This window comes from Methanoculleus chikugoensis, from assembly GCF_019669965.1.
GTDB lineage: Archaea > Halobacteriota > Methanomicrobia > Methanomicrobiales > Methanoculleaceae > Methanoculleus > Methanoculleus chikugoensis.
Genome location: NZ_AP019781.1, coordinates 241,337 through 260,519 on the forward strand (window position 1 = coordinate 241,337; position 19,183 = coordinate 260,519).

Annotated in this window: 21 protein-coding genes; 16 read left to right on the forward strand and 5 right to left on the reverse strand. The window is 66.9% G+C overall.

What is annotated here, in order from left to right:
• The first annotated feature begins 35 nt into the window (after positions 1–35).
• Positions 36–443, forward strand: coding sequence for a 6,7-dimethyl-8-ribityllumazine synthase (gene ribH / locus MchiMG62_RS01260; protein ID WP_221057549.1), 408 nt, complete (start codon positions 36–38; stop codon positions 441–443).
• Positions 440–1,570 carry a pyridoxal phosphate-dependent aminotransferase gene (locus MchiMG62_RS01265; protein WP_221057550.1) on the forward strand — a complete coding sequence of 377 codons (1,131 nt, stop codon included), beginning with the start codon at positions 440–442 and terminating at the stop codon, positions 1,568–1,570. Before ribH ends, MchiMG62_RS01265 begins: the two co-directional genes overlap by 4 nt.
• Here MchiMG62_RS01265 and MchiMG62_RS01270 read toward each other — a convergent pair.
• Complete coding sequence (locus tag MchiMG62_RS01270) at positions 1,567–3,261, reverse strand: tetratricopeptide repeat protein (protein WP_221057551.1); 1,695 nt, start codon at positions 3,259–3,261, stop codon at positions 1,567–1,569. The two genes, MchiMG62_RS01265 and MchiMG62_RS01270, sit on opposite strands and share 4 nt — an antisense overlap.
• Before the next feature lie 198 nt (positions 3,262–3,459).
• Between MchiMG62_RS01270 and radC the strand changes: the two genes are divergently transcribed.
• The 5 genes from radC to MchiMG62_RS01295 all read left to right on the forward strand — a co-directional run bounded on the left by radC (position 3,460) and on the right by MchiMG62_RS01295 (position 7,920).
• A complete protein-coding gene (gene radC / locus MchiMG62_RS01275; RefSeq protein WP_221057552.1) occupies positions 3,460–4,128 on the forward strand; it encodes a RadC family protein in 669 nt (222 codons plus the stop codon).
• A gap of 172 nt (positions 4,129–4,300) precedes the next feature.
• The gene (locus MchiMG62_RS01280; RefSeq protein ID WP_221057553.1) at positions 4,301–4,957 is read left to right on the forward strand and encodes a YIP1 family protein; all 657 of its coding nucleotides are present in this window, start codon (positions 4,301–4,303) and stop codon (positions 4,955–4,957) included.
• A gap of 1 nt (position 4,958) precedes the next feature.
• Positions 4,959–6,101, forward strand: a complete 1,143-nt coding sequence (locus MchiMG62_RS01285; RefSeq protein WP_221057554.1) for a COG1361 S-layer family protein — start codon at positions 4,959–4,961, stop codon at positions 6,099–6,101.
• Positions 6,102–6,106: 5 nt separating this feature from the next.
• Positions 6,107–6,778 carry an ABC transporter ATP-binding protein gene (locus MchiMG62_RS01290; RefSeq protein WP_221058577.1) on the forward strand — a complete coding sequence of 224 codons (672 nt, stop codon included), beginning with the start codon at positions 6,107–6,109 and terminating at the stop codon, positions 6,776–6,778.
• Positions 6,775–7,920 carry an ABC transporter permease gene (locus MchiMG62_RS01295; RefSeq protein ID WP_221057555.1) on the forward strand — a complete coding sequence of 382 codons (1,146 nt, stop codon included), beginning with the start codon at positions 6,775–6,777 and terminating at the stop codon, positions 7,918–7,920. Before MchiMG62_RS01290 ends, MchiMG62_RS01295 begins: the two co-directional genes overlap by 4 nt.
• A gap of 4 nt (positions 7,921–7,924) precedes the next feature.
• Here the strand turns inward: MchiMG62_RS01295 and MchiMG62_RS01300 are convergent, their stop codons facing one another.
• The 4 genes from MchiMG62_RS01300 to MchiMG62_RS01315 all read right to left on the reverse strand — a co-directional run bounded on the left by MchiMG62_RS01300 (position 7,925) and on the right by MchiMG62_RS01315 (position 9,997).
• Positions 7,925–8,179, reverse strand: coding sequence for a hypothetical protein (locus MchiMG62_RS01300; RefSeq protein ID WP_221058796.1), 255 nt, complete (start codon positions 8,177–8,179; stop codon positions 7,925–7,927).
• On the reverse strand, positions 8,172–8,849 hold the full coding sequence (locus MchiMG62_RS01305) for a DUF2953 domain-containing protein (protein WP_221057556.1): 678 nt from the start codon (positions 8,847–8,849) through the stop codon (positions 8,172–8,174). Before MchiMG62_RS01305 ends, MchiMG62_RS01300 begins: the two co-directional genes overlap by 8 nt.
• Before the next feature lie 20 nt (positions 8,850–8,869).
• Positions 8,870–9,343, reverse strand: coding sequence for a spore germination protein GerW family protein (locus MchiMG62_RS01310; protein WP_244987751.1), 474 nt, complete (start codon positions 9,341–9,343; stop codon positions 8,870–8,872).
• 69 nt (positions 9,344–9,412) lie between these two features.
• The gene (locus tag MchiMG62_RS01315) at positions 9,413–9,997 is read right to left on the reverse strand and encodes a metal-dependent hydrolase (RefSeq protein ID WP_221057557.1); all 585 of its coding nucleotides are present in this window, start codon (positions 9,995–9,997) and stop codon (positions 9,413–9,415) included.
• A gap of 141 nt (positions 9,998–10,138) precedes the next feature.
• Between MchiMG62_RS01315 and MchiMG62_RS01320 the strand changes: the two genes are divergently transcribed.
• From MchiMG62_RS01320 to MchiMG62_RS01360, 9 genes are all read left to right on the forward strand, one after another.
• Positions 10,139–11,497, forward strand: a complete 1,359-nt coding sequence (locus tag MchiMG62_RS01320; protein ID WP_221057558.1) for a TrpB-like pyridoxal phosphate-dependent enzyme — start codon at positions 10,139–10,141, stop codon at positions 11,495–11,497.
• Positions 11,498–11,753: 256 nt separating this feature from the next.
• Positions 11,754–13,007 carry an anthranilate synthase component I family protein gene (locus MchiMG62_RS01325; RefSeq protein WP_518523735.1) on the forward strand — a complete coding sequence of 418 codons (1,254 nt, stop codon included), beginning with the start codon at positions 11,754–11,756 and terminating at the stop codon, positions 13,005–13,007.
• Positions 13,007–13,585, forward strand: coding sequence for an anthranilate synthase component II (locus MchiMG62_RS01330; protein WP_221057559.1), 579 nt, complete (start codon positions 13,007–13,009; stop codon positions 13,583–13,585). The genes MchiMG62_RS01325 and MchiMG62_RS01330 overlap by 1 nt, the downstream gene beginning before the upstream one ends.
• The gene (gene trpD / locus MchiMG62_RS01335; protein WP_221057560.1) at positions 13,582–14,598 is read left to right on the forward strand and encodes an anthranilate phosphoribosyltransferase; all 1,017 of its coding nucleotides are present in this window, start codon (positions 13,582–13,584) and stop codon (positions 14,596–14,598) included. The genes MchiMG62_RS01330 and trpD overlap by 4 nt, the downstream gene beginning before the upstream one ends.
• Entirely contained in the window at positions 14,595–15,347 is a 753-nt protein-coding gene (locus tag MchiMG62_RS01340; RefSeq protein WP_221057561.1) for an indole-3-glycerol phosphate synthase TrpC, read from the forward strand. Before trpD ends, MchiMG62_RS01340 begins: the two co-directional genes overlap by 4 nt.
• The gene (locus tag MchiMG62_RS01345; RefSeq protein WP_221057562.1) at positions 15,344–15,919 is read left to right on the forward strand and encodes a phosphoribosylanthranilate isomerase; all 576 of its coding nucleotides are present in this window, start codon (positions 15,344–15,346) and stop codon (positions 15,917–15,919) included. Before MchiMG62_RS01340 ends, MchiMG62_RS01345 begins: the two co-directional genes overlap by 4 nt.
• Positions 15,916–17,088: a tryptophan synthase subunit beta gene (gene trpB, locus MchiMG62_RS01350; RefSeq protein ID WP_221057563.1), complete on the forward strand. Its 1,173-nt coding sequence runs from the start codon at positions 15,916–15,918 to the stop codon at positions 17,086–17,088. The genes MchiMG62_RS01345 and trpB overlap by 4 nt, the downstream gene beginning before the upstream one ends.
• Positions 17,085–17,921: a tryptophan synthase subunit alpha gene (gene trpA / locus MchiMG62_RS01355; RefSeq protein ID WP_221057564.1), complete on the forward strand. Its 837-nt coding sequence runs from the start codon at positions 17,085–17,087 to the stop codon at positions 17,919–17,921. Before trpB ends, trpA begins: the two co-directional genes overlap by 4 nt.
• A complete protein-coding gene (locus MchiMG62_RS01360) occupies positions 17,918–19,018 on the forward strand; it encodes an ATP-NAD kinase family protein (protein WP_221057565.1) in 1,101 nt (366 codons plus the stop codon). The genes trpA and MchiMG62_RS01360 overlap by 4 nt, the downstream gene beginning before the upstream one ends.
• The last annotated feature ends 165 nt before the right edge of the window (positions 19,019–19,183 follow it).

Genomic DNA, 19,183 nt, shown 5'->3' on the forward strand with positions numbered 1-19,183 from the left:
AACCGGTGCGAGTAGTACCACAGGAAGGATTACAAATGACGATAAACCTTGGATTCGTCGTCGCGGAGTTCAACCGCGACATCACCTACATGATGGAGATCGAGGCCCGGGAGCACGCCCGCTTCCTCGACGCGGAGGTCGCCGATACGATCTACGTCCCCGGCGCCTACGACATGCCGCTTGCGATCAAGAAGATGCTCACTGAGGGGAAGGTCGACGCGGTCGTCACCATCGGCTGCGTGATCGAGGGCGCGACCCAGCACGACGAGATCGTCGTCCAGCACGCGGCGCGTAAGATCATCGACCTCTCCCTTGAGTTCGGCAAGCCCGTTGCCCTCGGGATCTCGGGGCCGGGGATGACCCGGATGGAAGCGACCGAGCGGATCGACTACGCGAAGCGCGCCGTCGAGTCGGCCGTGAAGATGGTTCAGCGGTTGGAATGAGGGGCCTCTCGGAGAAGGTTGCGGCCATCGCTCCTTCCGCGACGATCGAGATCTCGAACGCCGCAAAGCGGATGGCGCAGGAGGGTGTCGACGTCATCAGCCTCTCCATCGGGGAGCCGGACTTCGACACCCCGGAGCACATCAAGGATGCCTGCATCGACGCCCTCCACCGGGGCGAGACGCATTACGCCCCGAGTGCCGGGATACCCGCGCTGACGTCTGCGATCGCGGAGAAGATCGCCCGCGAGAACGGCGTCCCCGCAAAGTCCGACGAGGTGATCGTCACCTGCGGGGCGAAAGACGCCATCTACGAGGCAATGGAGGCCGTCCTGAACCCGGGCGACGAGGTGCTCATCCTCGATCCGGCGTGGGTGTCGTACGAGCCCTGCGTTCAACTTGCGGGCGCCGTCGCCCGGCATCACGCACTCTCGCTCAAGACCTTCCAGGTCGACGACACTCTTCTTGAGGCCGTCGGCCCCCGGACGAAGATGATCGTGGTCAACTCCCCCTCGAACCCCTCCGGCGCGGTGCTGGATGGCGACTCGCTCGGGCTCATCGCCGATATCTGCCGCGACCACGACCTCTACGCGCTCTCCGACGAGATCTACGAGAAACTGGTCTACGGGAAGGAGCACGTCTCCCTCGCCTCCCTCCCGGAGATGGCCGAGCGGACGATCACGATCAACGGGTTCTCGAAGGCCTATGCGATGACCGGGTGGCGGATCGGCTACGCGGTTGCTCCGCGGCCGATCCTCCGGCAGATGGAGAAGGTGCAGCAGCACACCATATCGCACCCGACGACGTTTGCGATGTTCGGCGCCCTCGCCGCGATCGAGGGTCCCCAGGACTGCGTGGAGACGATGCGCCGCGAGTTCGAGCGCCGCCGCGACTACCTCATCCCGGCGCTCCGCGACCTCGGCTACGCCACCGCACCGGCCGACGGCGCTTTCTACGCCTACGTGCAGGTCGACGGCGACGACATGGCGGTTGCCCGGTCGTGGCTCCGGGACATCCACGTGGCGGTCACCCCGGGAACCGCGTTTCACACCCCCGGCTGGCTCCGCCTCTCCTACGCGACCTCGATGGAGAACCTCGAGGAAGCGGTCGGGCGGATCGCGCGGGTCTAAGACCCTATCCTTTTTCCCCGACTTCGTTCTCCCTTCCGCTTCCGCTCCGGCAGCCGTTGCAGCCTCTCGTAGTATTTGACCGCATCGGCGGGGCGGTCGAGGTGGATCAGGGCCACCGCCTTTCCGTTGAGGGCTTCGTCGTCGTCGGGGTTGAGGGCGAGAACCCGGTCGTAGCAGTCGAGCGCCTCCTCGCAGCGATCCAGGAGCACGAGCGCGTTCCCCTTCGTCGTCCAGGCCTCAACCCTCGCGGGATCGATCTCGAGCGCGTGCGTATAACAGGTGACGGCCTCGCCGTACCGTCCGAGGACGAAGAGCGCGAGCCCTTTATTGTACCAGGCGTCCGCGTTCTCCGGGTGCATCCGGAGTTCCCGGTCGTAGCAGACGAGCGCCTTGTCGTAGTGCGACAGAACGGAGAGGACGCTTGCTTTGTTGTTCCAGACCCGCTGGTTCTCCGGGTCGATCTCGAGCGCCCGCTCGTAGCAGACGAGCGCCTCCTCGTAGCGCTCGAGCTGGTAGAGTGCGTTGCCGTAGTTGTTCCAGGCGATGGCGTTCTCGGGGTGCGCCCTGACCACGGCCCGGTAGCATTCGATTGCAGCCTCGCAGTCCCCGAGGGCGTAATGACACTCGCCCCGGTAGTACTCCGCGTCGGTATGGCCGGGCTGGAGTTTGAGCGCCTGGCCCAGGCACTCTATCGCCTCCCCGTACCGCTTCAGGGCGAAGTAGAGCAGGCCTTTCTGGTACCAGATCTCCGCGTCGACGGCGTTCACCCGGAGCGCGCGGTCGAAGCAGGCGAGCGCGAGGTCGTACCGCTTCAGTTTCTTCAGCGCCGTGGCCTTCAGATACCAGATCCCGGGGTAATCGGGGTTGAGCCGGAACGCCCGCTCGTAGCAGTCGAGCGCCTCTTCGTAGCGCTCCAGGTTCTGCAGTGCCCGGCCCCGGTTGTACCAGGCCTCGATGTCGTCGGGACGGAGGGCGAGCGCGCGGTCGAAGCAGGCGATTGACTCGTCGTAGCGCTGGAGCGCCGAGAGCGTGCACCCTTTGGTGTACCAGGTATCGGTGTGGTTCGGGTCGATGGCGACGGCGCGGTCGTAGGAGGCGAGTGCGTCCTCGAAGCGGGCGAGGAGGGTCTCGATGGTCCCTCTGGCATACCAGGCGTTTGCGTTCCCCGGATCGAGCGCGACCACCCGGTCATAGCACTCGATCGCCGCCTCGTACCGGCGCTCGCCGGCAAGCGCCGTGCCGCGGGCGAGCCAGGCGTCGATCCGGTCCGGTTCGAGCACGACCACCCGGTCGTAACACGCGATTGCCTCGGGAGTGAGCCCGATCTTCCGGAGGGCGTGGCCCCGGATGAGCCAGGCGTTCGCGGAGTCCGGTGCGAGTTTCACCGCCTGGCCGGAGGATCCGGCCGCCTCCCGGTACTCCCTGATCTCGTACATCGCCTGCCCCCGGGCCTGCCAGAACCGGGCACAGGTCGGGTCGATCCTGATCGCCTGGTCGAAGCATTCGATCGCTCCCCGGTGGTCCCGGGCGCCGGTGAGGGCGAGCCCCTTATGGTACCAGGCGGCGCCGGTGCCGGGGCTCTGCAGAATCGCCCGGTCGTAGCACTCGACGGCCCGGTCGTACTGCCCTTGCTCGGCGTATGCCCGTCCCTTCCTGCACAAGGCGTCGGCGCTCTTCCAGGGGAGTTCCATTTCGTGAAAGATAGCCACCGGATTAAAAAAGGATTTCGATAACGTTCTCAAGGAATCCGCCAACGCGGAAAAATTATTTCGTTTCGTTCTTGTTCTCTCCGGATTCGGGTCCGCCCGGTGCGCCGGATCGATTGGCAACGTATACATGCTCCGGGATCTAAACCGGGGATCGAGGTAACCCGATCGGACCGGACGAGCATGAGAAAGATGCGTGATACCCCGAACCGCGATCGCCCGCGCGAAAAACTGGCAGCACGGGGACCCCGGGCGCTCACCGATGCCGAACTGATCGCCCTTCTCATCGGGCGCGGCACGGCGGGGCGGGACGTTCGAGAGGTCGCGGGCGACGTCGAACGCTGCCTGAAGCATGCGAAAGGCTGCCCCTCCTATGACGATCTCCTCGAAATAGATGGTATCGGTTCGGCAAAAGCCTGCGAGATCATGGCCTGCTTCGAACTCGGGCGGCGGTATCTCGGGGGCGACGGGGTCTCCGGGCACCGGATCGCCTCTCCCGTCGATGTGCTCCCGCTGGTTGCCGAGTGGCGGGACAAAAAGCAGGAGTACTTCCTGTGCGTCACCTTAAACGGTGCCGGCGAGGTGATCGAGCGCCGGGTGGTCACCGTCGGGACCCTGAACCAGAGCCTCGTCCACCCCCGGGAGGTCTTCTCCGAGGCGATCACCGACCGTGCGGCATCGGTCATCCTTATCCACAACCATCCCTCGGGCACTCTTGAGCCGTCCACCCAGGATCTCGGCATCACCCGGCAGCTCGTCGAGGCCGGATCGATCCTCGGCATCCGGGTGCTCGACCACATCATCGTCACGAAGAAAGGCTACGCGAGCTTAAAGGAGCTCGGGCACCTGTAACAGCGGGGACAAACCGCCCTAACACCCCGGTAATACCGCTCTCGTCCCCCGGTTTGAGCCGAACGCCGTCGGTGGATCTCTGAAATCCGGTGAATACCTCCGCATTCGGCATCACGACCCTGAAAAAATTTATCCCCTCTCGTAGGCCAAGAGTATACGAGGCGTACTCACCATGGACACTGGATTTCTCCGGGTGTTGCTCGATCCCGGACGATTTTTTGAAGCGCGTATGCAGGAAAAACCGAGCCTGAAGATACCGGCGCTGATTGCGCTCGTCATCGGGCTGATCGGTGCGGTATCGACCATACCGATGACGGATATCACCATGGCCATGCTTCCCGCGGATATGCAGGGCCTCGGGGTGATCATGATGGTCATCTCCGCCGGCGTTGCCTTCATCGGCGGGTTTCTCGCGTGGATCATTTACGGTTTCGTCTTCCACATTGTCTCGATGATCTTCAAGGGCCAGGGCGACCTCGAGCGGACGATGGAGTTCACCGGCTACGGGCTCCTTCCCCAGGTCTTCGGGGGCATCATCGGGACATACTTCTCCTACCAGCTTCTCTCGGGCCTGAACATCCCGCCCATGACGAACCCCGAGCAGATGGTGGAGTTCTCCGAGAACCTGATGACGATTCTCACGACCGATCCCCTGGCGCGGATTGCCGGGATCGTGGGCATTCTCTTCATGATATGGAGCGCCAATATCTGGATCTTCGGTATGAAGTACGCGCGGAACCTCTCCACGCGGGACGCGGTTCTCACCGTCGGAATACCCGTGGGGCTCTACATCCTCTATATGCTCATCACACTTGCCGGATGGCTGTAACATGAAATCACTCAATGTTTTGATCATATCACTCCTCTGTGCCGCGATAGCGTTCACCGCACCGGCCAGCGCCGGTCCTGCGGACATCACCGTGGTCTCCTCGTCGCTCGACCCCTCGGTCCTGATGAAGGGGGACACCGGGACGCTGACGGTGGTCGTCCAGAACACCGGTGCCGAGACCGTGGCCATCCGGAGCGCCCGGCTCTACGGCAGCGGGGTCGTTCCCCTGAGCGAGCCCTATCCCTCGGTCGGGGAGCTCGGCGCCGGGAACAGCAAGACGTTCACCTTCACCGTCCGGGCGGACGGGGGGGAAGGAACGTTCTACCCGACGTTCGTGCTCGACTTCCGTGACGGTGCCGGCAACCTGCGCTACCCGGTTCCGGTCCAGGTCGAGAACACGCCGCTCAGCGCGTCGGTGATCCAAAAGCCGGACGCTTTCGCCGAGTCGCGAACGGCCGATATCACCGTCCGGGTGGGCAACCCGCGGCCGAACGCCGCCTCGGGCGTCCAGGTGATCCCGCAGGGGAGCGGCTTTACCGTCACGCCGACCGGCGGGTTCATCGGCAGCCTCGCCCCCGACGCGTCCGGGACGGTCACCTTCAACCTGACCCCGACCGCGGAGACGGACGTCACGTTCCAGGTGGTCTGGCGCAACGGGATCAACACCCACACCACCGACCTCGTCCTGCCGGTCGCGTTCGGCGAGGACAAGAAGCAGGCCGACCCCGTCATCACCAACGTCGAGGTCACGCCGATCGCCGGGGGCTACCGGATCGTGGGCGACGTCATGAACGCCGGTCTCGAGTCCGCCCGGTCGGTCGTCATCAGCCCCGGGTCGCCCGCGACGCCCATCGACCCGTTCCGGGTCTACGTCGTCGGAACGCTCGATCCCGACGACATCTCGTCGTTCGAGGTGACGTTTAAGGTCGACGGGACCGTGGCGGAGATCCCGGTCGTCGTCGAGTACCGGGACGACGACGGCAACCGCTACACGGCGACGCGGCTGATCGATCTCGGCGGCACGACGGCCGCCCCGCTCAAAGAGCAGGAGGACGGCGGGTTCCCGATAGCCGGGATCCTCGTCGTGGCGCTCGTCGCGCTCGGGGTTGCCGGAGCGATCTACTACTCGTGGAAGCGGACGTAACGACGATGCCGGTCATCTCTTTCGAGAACGTGAGGAAGGTCTACCCCCTCCCGGCGGGCGACGTCGTGGCGCTCGCCGGCGTCGATATCGCCATCGAGGAGGGAGAGTTCGTCCTGATCATGGGCCCCTCGGGGTCGGGGAAGTCGACGCTCCTGAATATCATGGGGTCGCTCGACGTCCCGACCTCGGGCGAGGTCACCATCGCCGGCAACAGGATCGGCGGGATGGACGACGACGACCTGACCCTTCTGCGGCGCGACCATATCGGGTTCGTCTTCCAGCAGTTCAACCTGATCCCGCTCCTCTCGATCGTCGAGAACGTCGAGTATCCCCTGATCCTGAAGGGTCGGCAGAACGGCACCCGGGAACGGGCGGAGGAAGTCCTCAGGGCGGTCGGGATCGAGAAGACCCATTTCACCCATAAGCCGGGCGAACTCTCCGGCGGGCAGCAGCAGCGGGTCGCGATCGCCCGGGCGCTCGTCAACGATCCCGATTTCCTCCTCTGCGACGAGCCGACCGGGAACCTGGACTCGAAGACCGGCACCGCCATCATGACCCTCCTCGACCGGATGAACCGCGAGGAGGGCAAGACCGTCGTCATGGTCACCCACGACCCCCGCATGACCGAATACGCCGACCGGACGATCCGGCTCGTCGACGGGAGGGTGGAAGAATGACGTTCTTCGACCTCGCCCGCCGGAACGTCGTCCGCCACTGGCTCCGGTCGTCCCTTGCGGTCATCGGGATCGTCATCGGCGTCATCGCGATCGCCTCCCTCGGGATCATGGGCAACAGCATCGGCCTGATGTTCAACGACATGGTCAGCGACGTCGGCGACACCGTCATCGTCTCCCCGGCGATGGGCGTGGGCGGCGGCAAACTCACCGAGCGGCAGGTCTCCGATATCGCCCGGGCGGTCGGCTCGAACGACGTCATACCGTTCTCGAGCACCGCTGACAGGTTATCCGTGGGCGATAAGGAGAGCGCCGCGATGATCTACGCGATCCCCGCCGAGGATATCCCCGCTCTGCTCGAAGTGGAGTCGGGGGCCTACCCGAGGGATACGGGCGGCGGGTGCCTGATCGGGAGCGAGCTTGCCGCGAACAGCAGGGAGAACGGCCTGAAACTCGGTGCCCGGGTCAGGATCGGCGACGAGACCCTCCGTGTCGTGGGCGTGCTCAAGGAGCGGGGAATGGGGTTCGACATCAACCCCGATTACGCCATCGTCGTCCCTTACACCTGGTATTCGAGTCACTACGACGAAGAAGATTACGACCAGGCGATCGTGAAGGTCAGGGACGTCAACGATATCGACGCGGTCAAGGAGTCGATCGAGCAGCGGATGAACCGCCGGGAGGATACCGTCAACGTCATGGATACGAGAGGGATCCTCGAGAGCGTCTTTGCGGCCACCGAGTCGATCACGGTGTTTCTCGCGGGAATCGGCGCGATATCGCTCCTTGTTGCCGGGGTCTCGATCCTGAACGTGATGCTGATGTCGGTGACCGAGCGGATCAAGGAGATCGGCGTTCTCCGGAGTATCGGCACCCGGCGGGGCGAGGTGATGCGGATGTTCATCTACGAGGCACTCCTCCTCGGCATTGCGGGCGCTCTCATCGGGGGCGTGCTCAGTTTCTGCACCGGGTATCTGGTGACCGTGGTCTTCGCCGGAAACGCGGACTATCTCTTCGACCCGGCGAGCCTCCTCTACATCGTCTTCGGGATGGCCTTCGGCGTCATCACGAGCGTGGCATCCGGCCTCTACCCGGCCTGGAAGGCGGCGCACCTGAACCCGATCCAGGCGCTGCGCCACGAGTGACGGCCTAACCCGCACATTTCTCTTTTTCCCGCTCGATATCGCCACGGAGCGTCTCGAAGAGATCGTCGATCGTTTCAGGCGCACCGGGAAGGAGGGCAAGATACTCACGTTCCCCCTCGACGACGAGGAGCGCAACCGGGGTCAGGCTGATTGCGGCCGCTTCCCCCATGCAGAGCGTGAACGTCCTGATGATGGGGATGATGTACCGGCCGCCTGCCGTACGGCCGCCGCCGACGACGAGATCGGTTGCTTTAGGCACCCGCCGCACCTCTTCCCGATACCCGGCGGAGCCGCTCTCTCACCGGTCTGTCCAGAAGAGCCCTTGCGACCGCGATGAGGATCAGGAGCGGCCGGCGGATCTGCATCCGGAGCGAAAACGTGCCTTCGAAGACCTCGCGGTCGAAGACCGGGGTCACCACGAAGTCGATCGCCTCCGCCGGCCGGAGTGCGTAACGGATGGCGGTGCAGTAACCGTACACGACGCCGGTGTCGGCGGGGCTCGCGAGGCCGAGGGTGATATCCCCCCGGAGCGATTCAAGGTAGAGGGACCGGTAGACGGTCTTGAGGATCGTCCGGATATGCGGCCAGAGGTCGCCGGCGGCGTCGAGGTATTCCCGCACCGGCCGGGCCGGCCGCTTCTCCTCGATCTTCTCCTCTTTCTCCTCCGGTTTTCCCGCCGCCATCTCCCCGAGATCCCGGGCCATGATCCGACGGCCGGCGAGGAGGATCTCGAGCACCTGCACCTCGTCGGCGACCCGGACCCTCGCCCCCACGATGCCCCAGGCTACGGTTGCCGTCGCCCGGGCGCTCTCCCGGCTGCAACCGGCGATCGTCGAGACGGTCACCGGAACCAGGTAGAGGGCCAGCAGAAGAGCGAGGATGAGGACGGCGGCGACGAGCAGGATGGAGAAAAGGATGGTCGCGGCCATACGACGGAGGGGAAGAGGGCCTATGCCTCTCCTTCACCGCCGATCGGGATCTCCCTTCCACCTTCCGGTACCGGGGACGTTCTGCCGCCCTTGCGCTGCTGCATCATCTCGGAGCCCTTCTCGAGCACCTTCTCGATGTGGGGGCCGACCGCCTCCCCGATCGTCGAGATGACCTCGGCGATCTCGCTCTTCTTCTTCAGCGAGACCACCTGGATGCCCTCGGGGCCGGGGACGCCTTTGGTGATGATGATCAGGGCAACGGCCGATATGCCGCCGCCGCCGCCACTCGCGGATCCGGATCCGCCGGCCGGCCGGCCTTCCCTCTTCTCTCCTGACCCTTCACCGCCGCCGAACCCGAGCCCGAACTCGGCGACCGGTATGATAACCCGCTCGCCGGCCTCGATCGGGGCACCGAGGACGGCGCTCGCGCAGAGTGTTCGTGCAAGTTGATCGACGGTTATCTGAAGCATCGATTCGCCTGTCAAACTGTTCACCACAGGTAATCCACTCACCGGCCCCGTATATAATGGTTGGGGTTTCCCGGCGGCCGCCTGTCGACGCCCTCACGGCAGGAGCCGCCAGCCCACGGCCAGCGCGGCGAGGACGGCGAGGCCGAGTGCGGCGACGAGCGCCAGCCGCAACGAGGTGTTTGTGAGCCGGGTGAGGGCGGTCGTGAGTTCTCGGCGGTAGATGTAGGCGAACAATCCTGCTATCAGGAGGAAGAAGAGCCACTCGCTCGGCTGGGCGAGCTCCCGGAGAATCGATTCCCAGAAGTAATCTTCCGGGTAGCCGTGGCTCGGGAGAGGACCGAGGAACGGCCAGAACCACTCGATCGGGTGCCGCCACATCGCGTCGAAGAACTGGTGGCTCGCCATCCCGGCGGCGACGGCGAAAAGATCGATCCTCCGGCGGTAGTAATAGAGGATGAGGCCGGCGATGACGACCAGGAAGAGGATTGTGAGGCCGTGGAAGTAGATTCTGCCGTAGCCCACGGTTCCGGCGAGGAGGATGTGCCCGAGCGGCTTGTCGATCAGATCGGGGAGCACGGCGCCCAGCACGGCGAGAGCAAGAACCCTCCGGTCGCCGGCGATCGCCGCGAGCACGACGCCTATGAGGAGACCGACCATGGCGTGGGCGAGGAGGTACATCGGTATCCCGTGGCGGGGCGTGCATATACTCTTTTTCCCGTGCGGACCGGGTGGGGATTGGATCCGTGCAGTATCAAAGTGATCTCAATTGATCAATAGTGTTGGATAATGTATATATGTGTTCAGAGTACACCGTGATGCATGCAGACGAAGATCCTCCTTGACGAGGGAGAGATGCCGAAACGGTGGTACAACATCCAGGCAGACCTCCCGACTCCCATGGACCCGCCCCTTCACCCGGCTACCGGGAAACCGGCGGTCCCCGACGATCTCCGCCACATCTTTCCGATGGAACTGATCCGGCAGGAGATGAGCACGGAGCGCTACATCGATATCCCCGAGGAAGTCCGGGATATCCTCACCCTCTGGAGACCGAGCCCGCTCTACCGGGCAAGAAGGCTCGAGGCGGCCTTGAAGACCCCGGCGAAGATCTACTTCAAGTGGGAGGGCGTGAGCCCGCCGGGTTCGCACAAGCCCAACACTGCCATTCCGCAGGCCTACTACAACCGCGAAGAGGGGATCGAGCGGCTCGCGACCGAGACCGGGGCGGGGCAGTGGGGGTCGTCGCTCGCGTTTGCGACGAGCCTCTTCGATATGGAGTGCACCGTCTACATGGTTCGGAGTTCCTACGACCAGAAGCCCTACCGTAAGAGCATGATGCAGGTCTACGGCGCCGAGTGCATCCCGAGCCCGTCCGAGAAGACCCGGTCCGGCAAGGCCATCCTCGCCCGCGACCCGGATACGCCGGGCTCCCTCGGGATCGCCATATCCGAGGCGGTCGAGGACGCAGCCGCCCACGAGAACACCAACTACGCCCTCGGTTCCGTCCTCAACCATGTCTGCCTCCACCAGACGATCATCGGCCAGGAGGCACAGCAGCAGCTTGCGGCTGTGGACGCCTACCCCGATGTGGTGATCGGGTGCGTCGGCGGCGGCACGAACTTCGCCGGCCTCTCGTTCCCGTTTGCGGGGGCGAAGATAACCGGGAAGCATCCCGAGACCGATATCGTCGCGGTGGAACCCGCCGCCTGCCCGACCCTGACGAAGGGGCTCTATGCCTACGATTTCGGGGACGTCGCGGGGCTGACGCCGCTTCTTCGGATGTTCACCCTCGGCCACGACTTCGTCCCGCCGGCGATCCATGCCGGAGGGCTCCGTTACCACGGAGCGTCGCCGCTCGTCTCCCGGCTCGTCCAGGATGGGGTCGTCCGGCCGGTCGCCTACCGGCAGAACGAGGTCTTCGAGGCCGCCGTGCTCTTCGCCCGGACGGAAGGGATCGTCGTCGCCCCCGAGGCCGCCCACGCGGTGAAGGCCGCGGTCGACGAGGCGCTCCGGTGCCGGGAGACCGGTGACGCGAAGACGATCCTCTTCAACAACTCCGGGCACGGCAACTTCGACTTCTCCTCCTACGAGGCCTACTTTGCAGGAAGGCTCGTCGACTACGAGTACCCGGCGGAGCTGATCAAAGAGTCGCTCGCCCGGCTACCGGTGACGGGGTGATGCCGGTGGACTGGACTGCGCTCCAAGAGAGCTGAACACGACTTCGGGATACGAGGAGGCCGTTGCCGCGGCGGACGCGAGCGGCCGGCCTCTCGTCGTCCCGGTATATGGAGAGATCCCGCTCCCCGCGACTTCGCCGGCCGACCTCTATGCCTCCCTCCGCGAAGGGCCCGGGTTCCTGCTCGAGTCGCTTGAGGGGAGCGCGAAGACCGCCCGTTACTCGTTCATCTGCACCGCCCCGTCCGCGACCGTCGCCGTGGCCTCCGACGGCACGCTGACGGTCTCCGGCGATCCGCGTATCCGGGAGGTTGCCGCCGGCATCGAGGCCGCCGACCCCCTCGACGCCCTTCGGTCGTTCATGGACGGGTTCCGGGTCGCTTCCGCGCCGCTTCCCCGCTTCTCCGGGGGGCTTGCCGGTTACTTCTCCTACGACCTCGCCTCGTCCCTCTACCCGGTTCCCCTGCCGGAGGGGGTCGAAGAACCCGTTGCCCGGTTCATGCTGGCGCGGGACTGCCTCGCCCTCGACCACAAGAGAGAACGGCTTGCGGTCATCGCAAACCTGCTCGTTGCCGACGGGACCGATGCGGAGGAGGAGCACCATCGGGCCCGAACGGCGATCGTGAAGCGGACCGCCCGGATTCGCGATCTTCCGCCGCCGTCCCCGTGCGGGCGGTGCAGGTCCGGCGTCCCGGCGTCGTCCTGCACCCCGGACGAGTTCTCGGGCGCGGTCCTCCGGATAAAAGAGCATATCGCTGCGGGCGACGTCTTCCAGGCCGTCCTCTCCCGGCGGCTCGCCTGCCGCATCGCCGGCGACCCGTTTGCCGTCTACCGGCGGCTCCGGGCGGAGAACCCGAGCCCCTACATGTACTACCTGGACTTCGGCGACCGCCAGGTCGCCGGGAGCAGCCCCGAGATGCTCGTCCGGGTGGAGGACGGCCGGGTGACGACCGTCCCGATCGCCGGCACCCGGCCACGGGGGCGAACCCCGGCGGAGGACGACCTGCTCGCGGCCGAGCTCCTCGCCGACGAGAAGGAGCGGGCGGAGCACGTCATGCTCGTCGACCTTGCACGAAACGACGTCGGGGCGGTCTCGGCCTATGGGAGCGTCTCGGTGAAGGACTTCATGACCGTCGAGCGGTTCTCCCACGTCCAGCACATCGTCTCGACGGTCACGGGGACGCTCCGGGAGGGGTGCGACCGGTTCGACGCCCTCCGCTCCTGTTTCCCGGCGGGAACCGTCTCGGGCGCCCCGAAGGTCCGGGCGATGCAGATCATCGGCGAGACGGAAGGGTTCCGGCGCGGGATCTACGCCGGGGCCGTCGGCTACGTTGGCTTTTCCGGCACGATGGATCTCGCGATAGCCATCCGGACGGTTCTGGTGCAGGACGGCGTCGCTTCCGTCCAGGTGGGGGCCGGGATCGTGGCCGACTCCGACCCCGGCCGGGAGTGGACCGAGACCGAGAACAAAGGGCGGGCGATGCTTGCGGCGCTCGGTGCGGAGGCGGAGTGATGCGGGTGCTCGTCATCGACAGCTACGACAGTTTCACCTTCAACCTCTGCCAGCAGATCGGGGTGCTCGGTGCGGAACCGGTCGTGGTGAAGAGCGATACGCCGTCTGAGCGGCTACGATCCGGATCGTTCGACCGGATCGTCCTCTCGCCCGGCCCAGGGCATCCCCGGGACTCCGCCCTCTACCGGGAGGTTCTCGGCACGATCAGCCGCACCGTCCCGACGCTCGGGGTCTGTCTCGGCCACCAGGCGATCGGCCTCGCGTTCGGCGCCCGGATCGTCAGGGCGGACCGGCTGATGCACGGGAAGCGGTCGGTCGTCCGGCACGACGGAGCGGGGATCTACGCGGGCGTGCCCGATCCCCTCGTCGCGACCCGCTACCATTCCCTCGTCATCGACCCGGCATCCGTCCCGGACTGCCTCGCGGTGACCGCCACGAGCGACGACGGGGCGATCATGGGCGTCCGGCACCGGTCGTTCCCGATCGAGGGGGTGCAGTTCCACCCGGAGAGCATCCTCACCCCCGAAGGGAACCGGCTGGTGGCGAACTTCCTCTCCGGCACGGGGGGTGCGGGATGATCCGCGAGGCGATCGCCCGGGTCTCCTCGGGCACGGACCTCTCCCCGGCCGAGGCGGGAGGGGTGATGGAGGAGATCATGCACGGTGCGGCGACTCCCGCCCAGATCGGCGGATTCCTCACGGCGCTCCGGATGAAGGGGGAGACCGTTGTAGAGATCGCGGCGTTCGCCCGGGCAATGCGGGCGGCGGCCGTCCCGGTCTCTCTCCCCTCCCCGGGGGAGCGGGTGGATACATGCGGAACCGGGGGCGACGGCGCGGGGACGTTCAACATCAGCACCGCAGCCGCCTTCGTCGCGGCCGGTGCGGGCGTCCCGGTCGTGAAGCACGGGAACCGGGGGGTTTCGAGCCGGTGCGGTTCGGCCGACGTCCTCGAGGCGCTCGGGGTCACCGTCGCGATCCCGCCCGACCGGGTGGCGGATGTTCTTTCGGCTGCCGGGATCGCGTTCCTCTTCGCCCCGGCCTACCACCCGGCGATGCAGTACGCCCGCACCGCCCGCCAGGAGATTGGGATACGGACGGTCTTCAATCTCCTCGGCCCCCTGACGAACCCGGCGGGCGCGGGAGCCCATCTCCTCGGCGTCTACGACCCTCGCCTGACCCTTCCGGTCGCCCGGGTGCTCGGCGACCTCGGGGCGGAGCGGGCGATGGTCGTCCACGGTGCGGGACTCGACGAGATCGCGACGGCCGGCCCGACGACGGTCGCGGAGCTCCGGGGCGGCGAGGTCGTGACGTATACCCTCGACTGCACGGAGTTCGGGATCCCGCGTTCATCCGTCGCGGCCATCCGGGGCGGGGCGCCGGAGGAGAACGCCGCGACCCTTCTCGCCGTCCTCGCGGGCGAGGAGGGGCCCGCCCGGGATATTGTCCTCCTCAACGCCGGGGCGGCGATCTACCTCGGCGGGAAGGCCCGCGATATCCCCCGGGGGATTGCCCGTGCCGAGGCGTCGATCGACTCGGGAGCGGCGCTCGACCGGCTCCGCCGGCTGGTCGGGGCGACCGGAGGCGGGGCATGATCCTTGACGAGATCGTCAGGTCGACCGGCGAGCGCCTCCGGCACCTTGACCAACTGGTCGATCCCGATCCCCTGCCCCGCCGGAGCCTCGCAGCGGCGATACGCACCTCTTCCGGGAGACACGCGGTCATCGCCGAGGTGAAGTACGCCTCCCCGTCGCGCGGAAGGATCCACGAAGGCTGCACCCCCGAAGTGATCGCCCGCGAGTTCGTCGCCGCCGGGGCCGCGGCCCTCTCGGTGCTGACCGAACCCACCTATTTCGGGGGGAGCACCCGGTACCTCGTCCGGGTGCGGCGTGCGGTCTCTGTCCCGGTCCTCCGCAAAGACTTCATCATCGACGAGCGCCAGCTCGGCGAGACCCGGGCGCTCGGTGCCGACGCCGTCCTCCTGATCGCCAGGGTTCTCGGGGATCGCCTCCCCGCGTTCGTCGACGGGGCGCTCGCGCTCGGGCTCGAGCCGCTCGTCGAGGTCCACGACAGGGACGAGATGGAGCGCGCTCTCGCGACGAATGCGACCCTCATCGGGATCAACAACCGCAACCTCGAGACGATGACAATCGATCTCTCGACGACCGTCCGTCTCGCGGGGGCGGCCCGCGACGCCAGGAGGATCGTGGTCTCGGAGAGCGGCATCACGTGGCCCTGCGACGTCCGGAGCCTCTCCCGGCACTGTGACGCGTTCCTGATCGGGTCCGCCCTGATGTCGGCCCGCGACCGGCGCAAACGACTGGAGGGGTTCGTATTCGCGTGAAGATCTGCGGGATGACGAGCGTTCGCGACGCACTCCTCGCCGTGGCGGCCGGTGCCGACGCGATCGGCGTGGTGCTCGCGAGCCCCTCCCCGCGTTCGGTGACCCCTGAAGCGGCCCGTGAGATATTCGCGGCGGTTCGGCCGTTCGTGACCACGGTCGCGGTCACCTCGACCGGCCGGCCCGAAGACGTCCCGGCGCTTCTCTTCTCGCGGCCGGACGCGGTGCAGGTGCCGGGCGATCTGGAACTGCCCCCCGATACGGGGGTGCGGGTCATCAGGATGCTCTCTCCCGGCGACGCCCTCCGGGACGACTGCGACGCGGTGATCGTCGACGGCAGCCACGGCACCGGGCGGGCGTTCGACCCGGGGTATGCCCGGGCATGCGTGGCCGCCTCCCCGGTCCCGGTCATCCTCGCGGGAGGCCTCACCCCCGGGAACGTCGCCGACGCCATCCTTGCGGTGCGGCCGCATGCGGTCGACGTCTGTTCCGGCGTCGAGGCGACGCCGGGGATCAAGGACGAGCGCCTCGTGCGGGCGTTCGTGAAGGTATGCAGGATGATGAACAACCCATGAAACCAGGACGATACGGTATATACGGCGGGCAGTACGTGCCCGAGACCCTGATGAGCGCGCTGATCGAACTCGAGGAGACCTACGAGCGGGTCCGCGAGGACCCCGGGTTCTCCCGCAGGCTCTCCTGGTACCTCCGCGAGTACGCCGGGCGGGAGACGCCGCTCACCTACTGCGGGAACCTCTCCCGCGACCTCGGCTGCCGCGTCTACCTGAAACGTGAGGACCTCCTCCACGGCGGTGCCCACAAGCTGAACAACACCCTCGGCCAGGCGCTGATGGCGAAGTTCATGGGCAAGCGCCGGCTGATCGCCGAGACCGGTGCCGGGCAGCACGGCGTCGCGACGGCGATCGCGGGCGCGGCCCTCGGTCTCCCCGTCGAGGTCTACATGGGGGAGGTGGATACCCGGCGCCAGGCGTTGAACGTCTTTCGGATGGAACTCCTCGGCGCCCGGGTCATCCCGGTCGCCTCCGGGACGCGGACGCTGAAGGACGCCATCAACGCGGCGATGCGCGACTGGGTGGCGAACATCCGGGATACCCACTACCTGCTCGGCTCCTGCGTCGGCCCGCACCCCTTCCCCCGGATCGTCCGCGACTTCCAGTCGGTCATCGGCGAGGAGGCGAGAAGGCAGATCCTTGAGAGGGAAGGGCGTCTCCCCGAGATGGTCGTCGCCTGCGTCGGCGGGGGTTCGAACGCGATCGGCATCTTCTACCCGTTCGTGAACGACGACGTGCGGCTCGTCGGCGTCGAAGCGGGAGGCGAGGGGCTCGACTCCGGCCGTCACGGGGCTTCGCTCTCGGCCGGCTCGGTCGGGGTCTTTCAGGGGGCGCTCTCCTACCTCCTCCAGGACGACGACGGCCAGGCGCTCGAGACGCACTCCGTCGCCGCGGGCCTCGACCACCCTTCCGTCGGGCCGGAGCACGCCATGCTGAAGGATTCCGGGCGGGTCCGCTACGAGGCGGTCACCGACGCCGAGGCGCTCCACGCCTTCCGCCGCCTCTCCCGCACCGAGGGGATCATCCCGGCGCTCGAGTCCGCCCACGCGGTCGCCTACGCTCTCCGGGCGGCGGACGATCTCGATAAGGACGACATTCTCGTCGTCAACCTCTCGGGGAGGGGGGACAAGGACGTCGCCGACGTCGCGAACCTTCACGGGGGCGTCGCATGAGCCGGATCGAGGCGCTCTTTGCCCGGAAGAACCCGGTCTTCATCGGGTTCACCGTCGCGGGGGACCCCGGCATCGAGGCGTCGTTTGGGGTGGCGAAGACGATGATCGACGCGGGCGCCGACCTCCTCGAGATCGCCGCCCCCTACTCCGACCCGGTGGCGGACGGCCCCGTGATCGAGCGGGCGCACGTCCGCGCCCTCCGGGCAGGGACGACCACGGGCGACGTCTTCGCCCTCGTCCGACGGGTCAGGGAGCATGCGCCGGCAACGCCCCTCGTCCTCTTCACCTACCATAACATCATCCACCGCCGGGGAGCCGACCGGTTCTTTGCGGAGGCCGCGGCCTCCGGCGCGGACGGCGTCCTCATCGTCGACCTCCCTGCCGAGGAGTCGGACGAGGTCGCGCCCTACGCCGCCCGGCACGGCGTCGACCGGATCGCCCTCATCGCCCCGACGACGTCGCCGGAACGGCAGCGTACCATCCTCAAGGACGCCTCAGGGTTCGTCTACCTGATCTCGCTCGAGGGGGTGACCGGCGAGCGCGACCGGCTCCCCCCCGGCCTCGCCGGGCTCGTCGGCGCGGTGCGGGAGAAGACCGATCTCCCCCTCGCCGTCGGGTTCGGGGTCTCGCGCCCGGAGCACGTCCGAACCGTCGTCGCCGCCGGTGCGAACGGCGTCATCGTGGGAAGCGCGCTCGTCCGGCTGATCGAGGAGCACGCGGGCGACGAGGCTGCGATGCACGCTGGCCTCCGGACGGCGATCGCCGCGCTCCGGGGCGGGTTCGCCCTCGACCCCGAACCTGATATGCTCCGGCGCGAAAGGGTAGAAGGATGAGACGGATCGGGTTTCTGGTCAACCCCATCGCCGGGATGGGCGGCGCCGTGGGGCTCGCGGGGACGGACGGGAAGGTGGCCGAAGCCCTCCGGCGCGGCGCCGTCCCGCGCTCCGCCGACCGGGCGGTGCAGGCCCTCTCCACTCTCCGGGGTGAGGATATCGAGTGGTGCACCTGCTCGGCGCCGATGGGCGAGAATGTCCTCGCGGCGGCCGGGATCGGCCGTTCCACCGTCCTCTATCACCCGACTGTCCCGACCGGCGCCGCCGACACGAAGGCCGCGTGCCGGGCGTTCCTCGCCGCCGGAGTGGATCTCATCGTCTTCTGCGGCGGAGACGGGACGGCCCGGGACGTCTTCGACGCCGTCTGCGGGGGTATCCCGATCCTCGGCATCCCCGCCGGGGTGAAGATGTACTCGGCGGTCTTCGCGGTCAATCCGGCGGCGGCGGCCGACCTCATCCGCCGGGCGGGCGAGATCCCCTGCCGGGACTCCGAGGTGATGGATATCGATGAAGAAGCCTACCGTTCGGGCCGCCTCTCCGCCCGGCTCTATGGCTATGCCTGCGTTCCCTTCATCCCTGAGCGGACGCAAGGGGGGAAGCAGGTCTTTGAGCAGCAGGACGAGGAGCGGGCGAAGGATGATATCGCGGTGTTCATCAACGAGGTCATGCTCCCGGAGACGCTGTATATCATCGGCGCCGGGAGCACGACGGCACGGATCATCGAACGGCTCGGGCTTGCCCCGACGCTTCTCGGGGTCGATGCCGTCAGGGACGGAGAGGTCATTGCCCGGAACGCCGATGAACAGACGCTGCTCGCCCTCCTCGACGACTATCCCTGCTCGAAGATCGTCGTGAGCCCCATCGGCGCTCAGGGGTTCGTCCTCGGGAGAGGGAACCAGCAGATCAGCCCCGCGGTGCTCCGGAGGGTCGGGCTATCGAACCTGATCGTGGTCGCCACGCCCGCTAAACTCGCCGCAACACCCCTCCTCTACGTTGACTCGGGAGATGCGGCCCTCGACCGGGAGGTCGGGGACTCTCTCCAGGTCGTCTCCGGCTACCGGATTGCGCAGCGAAAACGGATCGTCCAGGCCGACTGACACCGCTTCGGCCTTTTTCTCGCGCGAGTACTGCTCGGCGAGTTTGCGGAGATCCCGCACCTTGGCGTTCGCCGCCTCGATGATGGAGAGGGCCTCAAGGTAACGGCTATCCCCGGCGTCGCCCTCTGCGCGGAGGCTGATGAGCTGCTCGCGGTAACGCCTGTT

What these genes read in the sequence shown, in the direction of transcription:
- ribH (WP_221057549.1), top strand. Translation starts at nt 36, where the DNA reads ATGACGATAAACCTTGGATTCGTCGTCGCGGAGTTCAACCGCGACATC.
- MchiMG62_RS01265 (WP_221057550.1), top strand. Translation starts at nt 440, where the DNA reads ATGAGGGGCCTCTCGGAGAAGGTTGCGGCCATCGCTCCTTCCGCGACG.
- MchiMG62_RS01270 (WP_221057551.1), bottom strand. Translation starts at nt 3,261, where the DNA reads ATGGAACTCCCCTGGAAGAGCGCCGACGCCTTGTGCAGGAAGGGACGG.
- radC (WP_221057552.1), top strand. Translation starts at nt 3,460, where the DNA reads ATGAGAAAGATGCGTGATACCCCGAACCGCGATCGCCCGCGCGAAAAA.
- MchiMG62_RS01280 (WP_221057553.1), top strand. Translation starts at nt 4,301, where the DNA reads ATGGACACTGGATTTCTCCGGGTGTTGCTCGATCCCGGACGATTTTTT.
- MchiMG62_RS01285 (WP_221057554.1), top strand. Translation starts at nt 4,959, where the DNA reads ATGAAATCACTCAATGTTTTGATCATATCACTCCTCTGTGCCGCGATA.
- MchiMG62_RS01290 (WP_221058577.1), top strand. Translation starts at nt 6,107, where the DNA reads ATGCCGGTCATCTCTTTCGAGAACGTGAGGAAGGTCTACCCCCTCCCG.
- MchiMG62_RS01295 (WP_221057555.1), top strand. Translation starts at nt 6,775, where the DNA reads ATGACGTTCTTCGACCTCGCCCGCCGGAACGTCGTCCGCCACTGGCTC.
- MchiMG62_RS01305 (WP_221057556.1), bottom strand. Translation starts at nt 8,849, where the DNA reads ATGGCCGCGACCATCCTTTTCTCCATCCTGCTCGTCGCCGCCGTCCTC.
- MchiMG62_RS01315 (WP_221057557.1), bottom strand. Translation starts at nt 9,997, where the DNA reads ATGTACCTCCTCGCCCACGCCATGGTCGGTCTCCTCATAGGCGTCGTG.
- MchiMG62_RS01320 (WP_221057558.1), top strand. Translation starts at nt 10,139, where the DNA reads ATGCAGACGAAGATCCTCCTTGACGAGGGAGAGATGCCGAAACGGTGG.
- MchiMG62_RS01330 (WP_221057559.1), top strand. Translation starts at nt 13,007, where the DNA reads ATGCGGGTGCTCGTCATCGACAGCTACGACAGTTTCACCTTCAACCTC.
- trpD (WP_221057560.1), top strand. Translation starts at nt 13,582, where the DNA reads ATGATCCGCGAGGCGATCGCCCGGGTCTCCTCGGGCACGGACCTCTCC.
- MchiMG62_RS01340 (WP_221057561.1), top strand. Translation starts at nt 14,595, where the DNA reads ATGATCCTTGACGAGATCGTCAGGTCGACCGGCGAGCGCCTCCGGCAC.
- trpB (WP_221057563.1), top strand. Translation starts at nt 15,916, where the DNA reads ATGAAACCAGGACGATACGGTATATACGGCGGGCAGTACGTGCCCGAG.
- trpA (WP_221057564.1), top strand. Translation starts at nt 17,085, where the DNA reads ATGAGCCGGATCGAGGCGCTCTTTGCCCGGAAGAACCCGGTCTTCATC.
- MchiMG62_RS01360 (WP_221057565.1), top strand. Translation starts at nt 17,918, where the DNA reads ATGAGACGGATCGGGTTTCTGGTCAACCCCATCGCCGGGATGGGCGGC.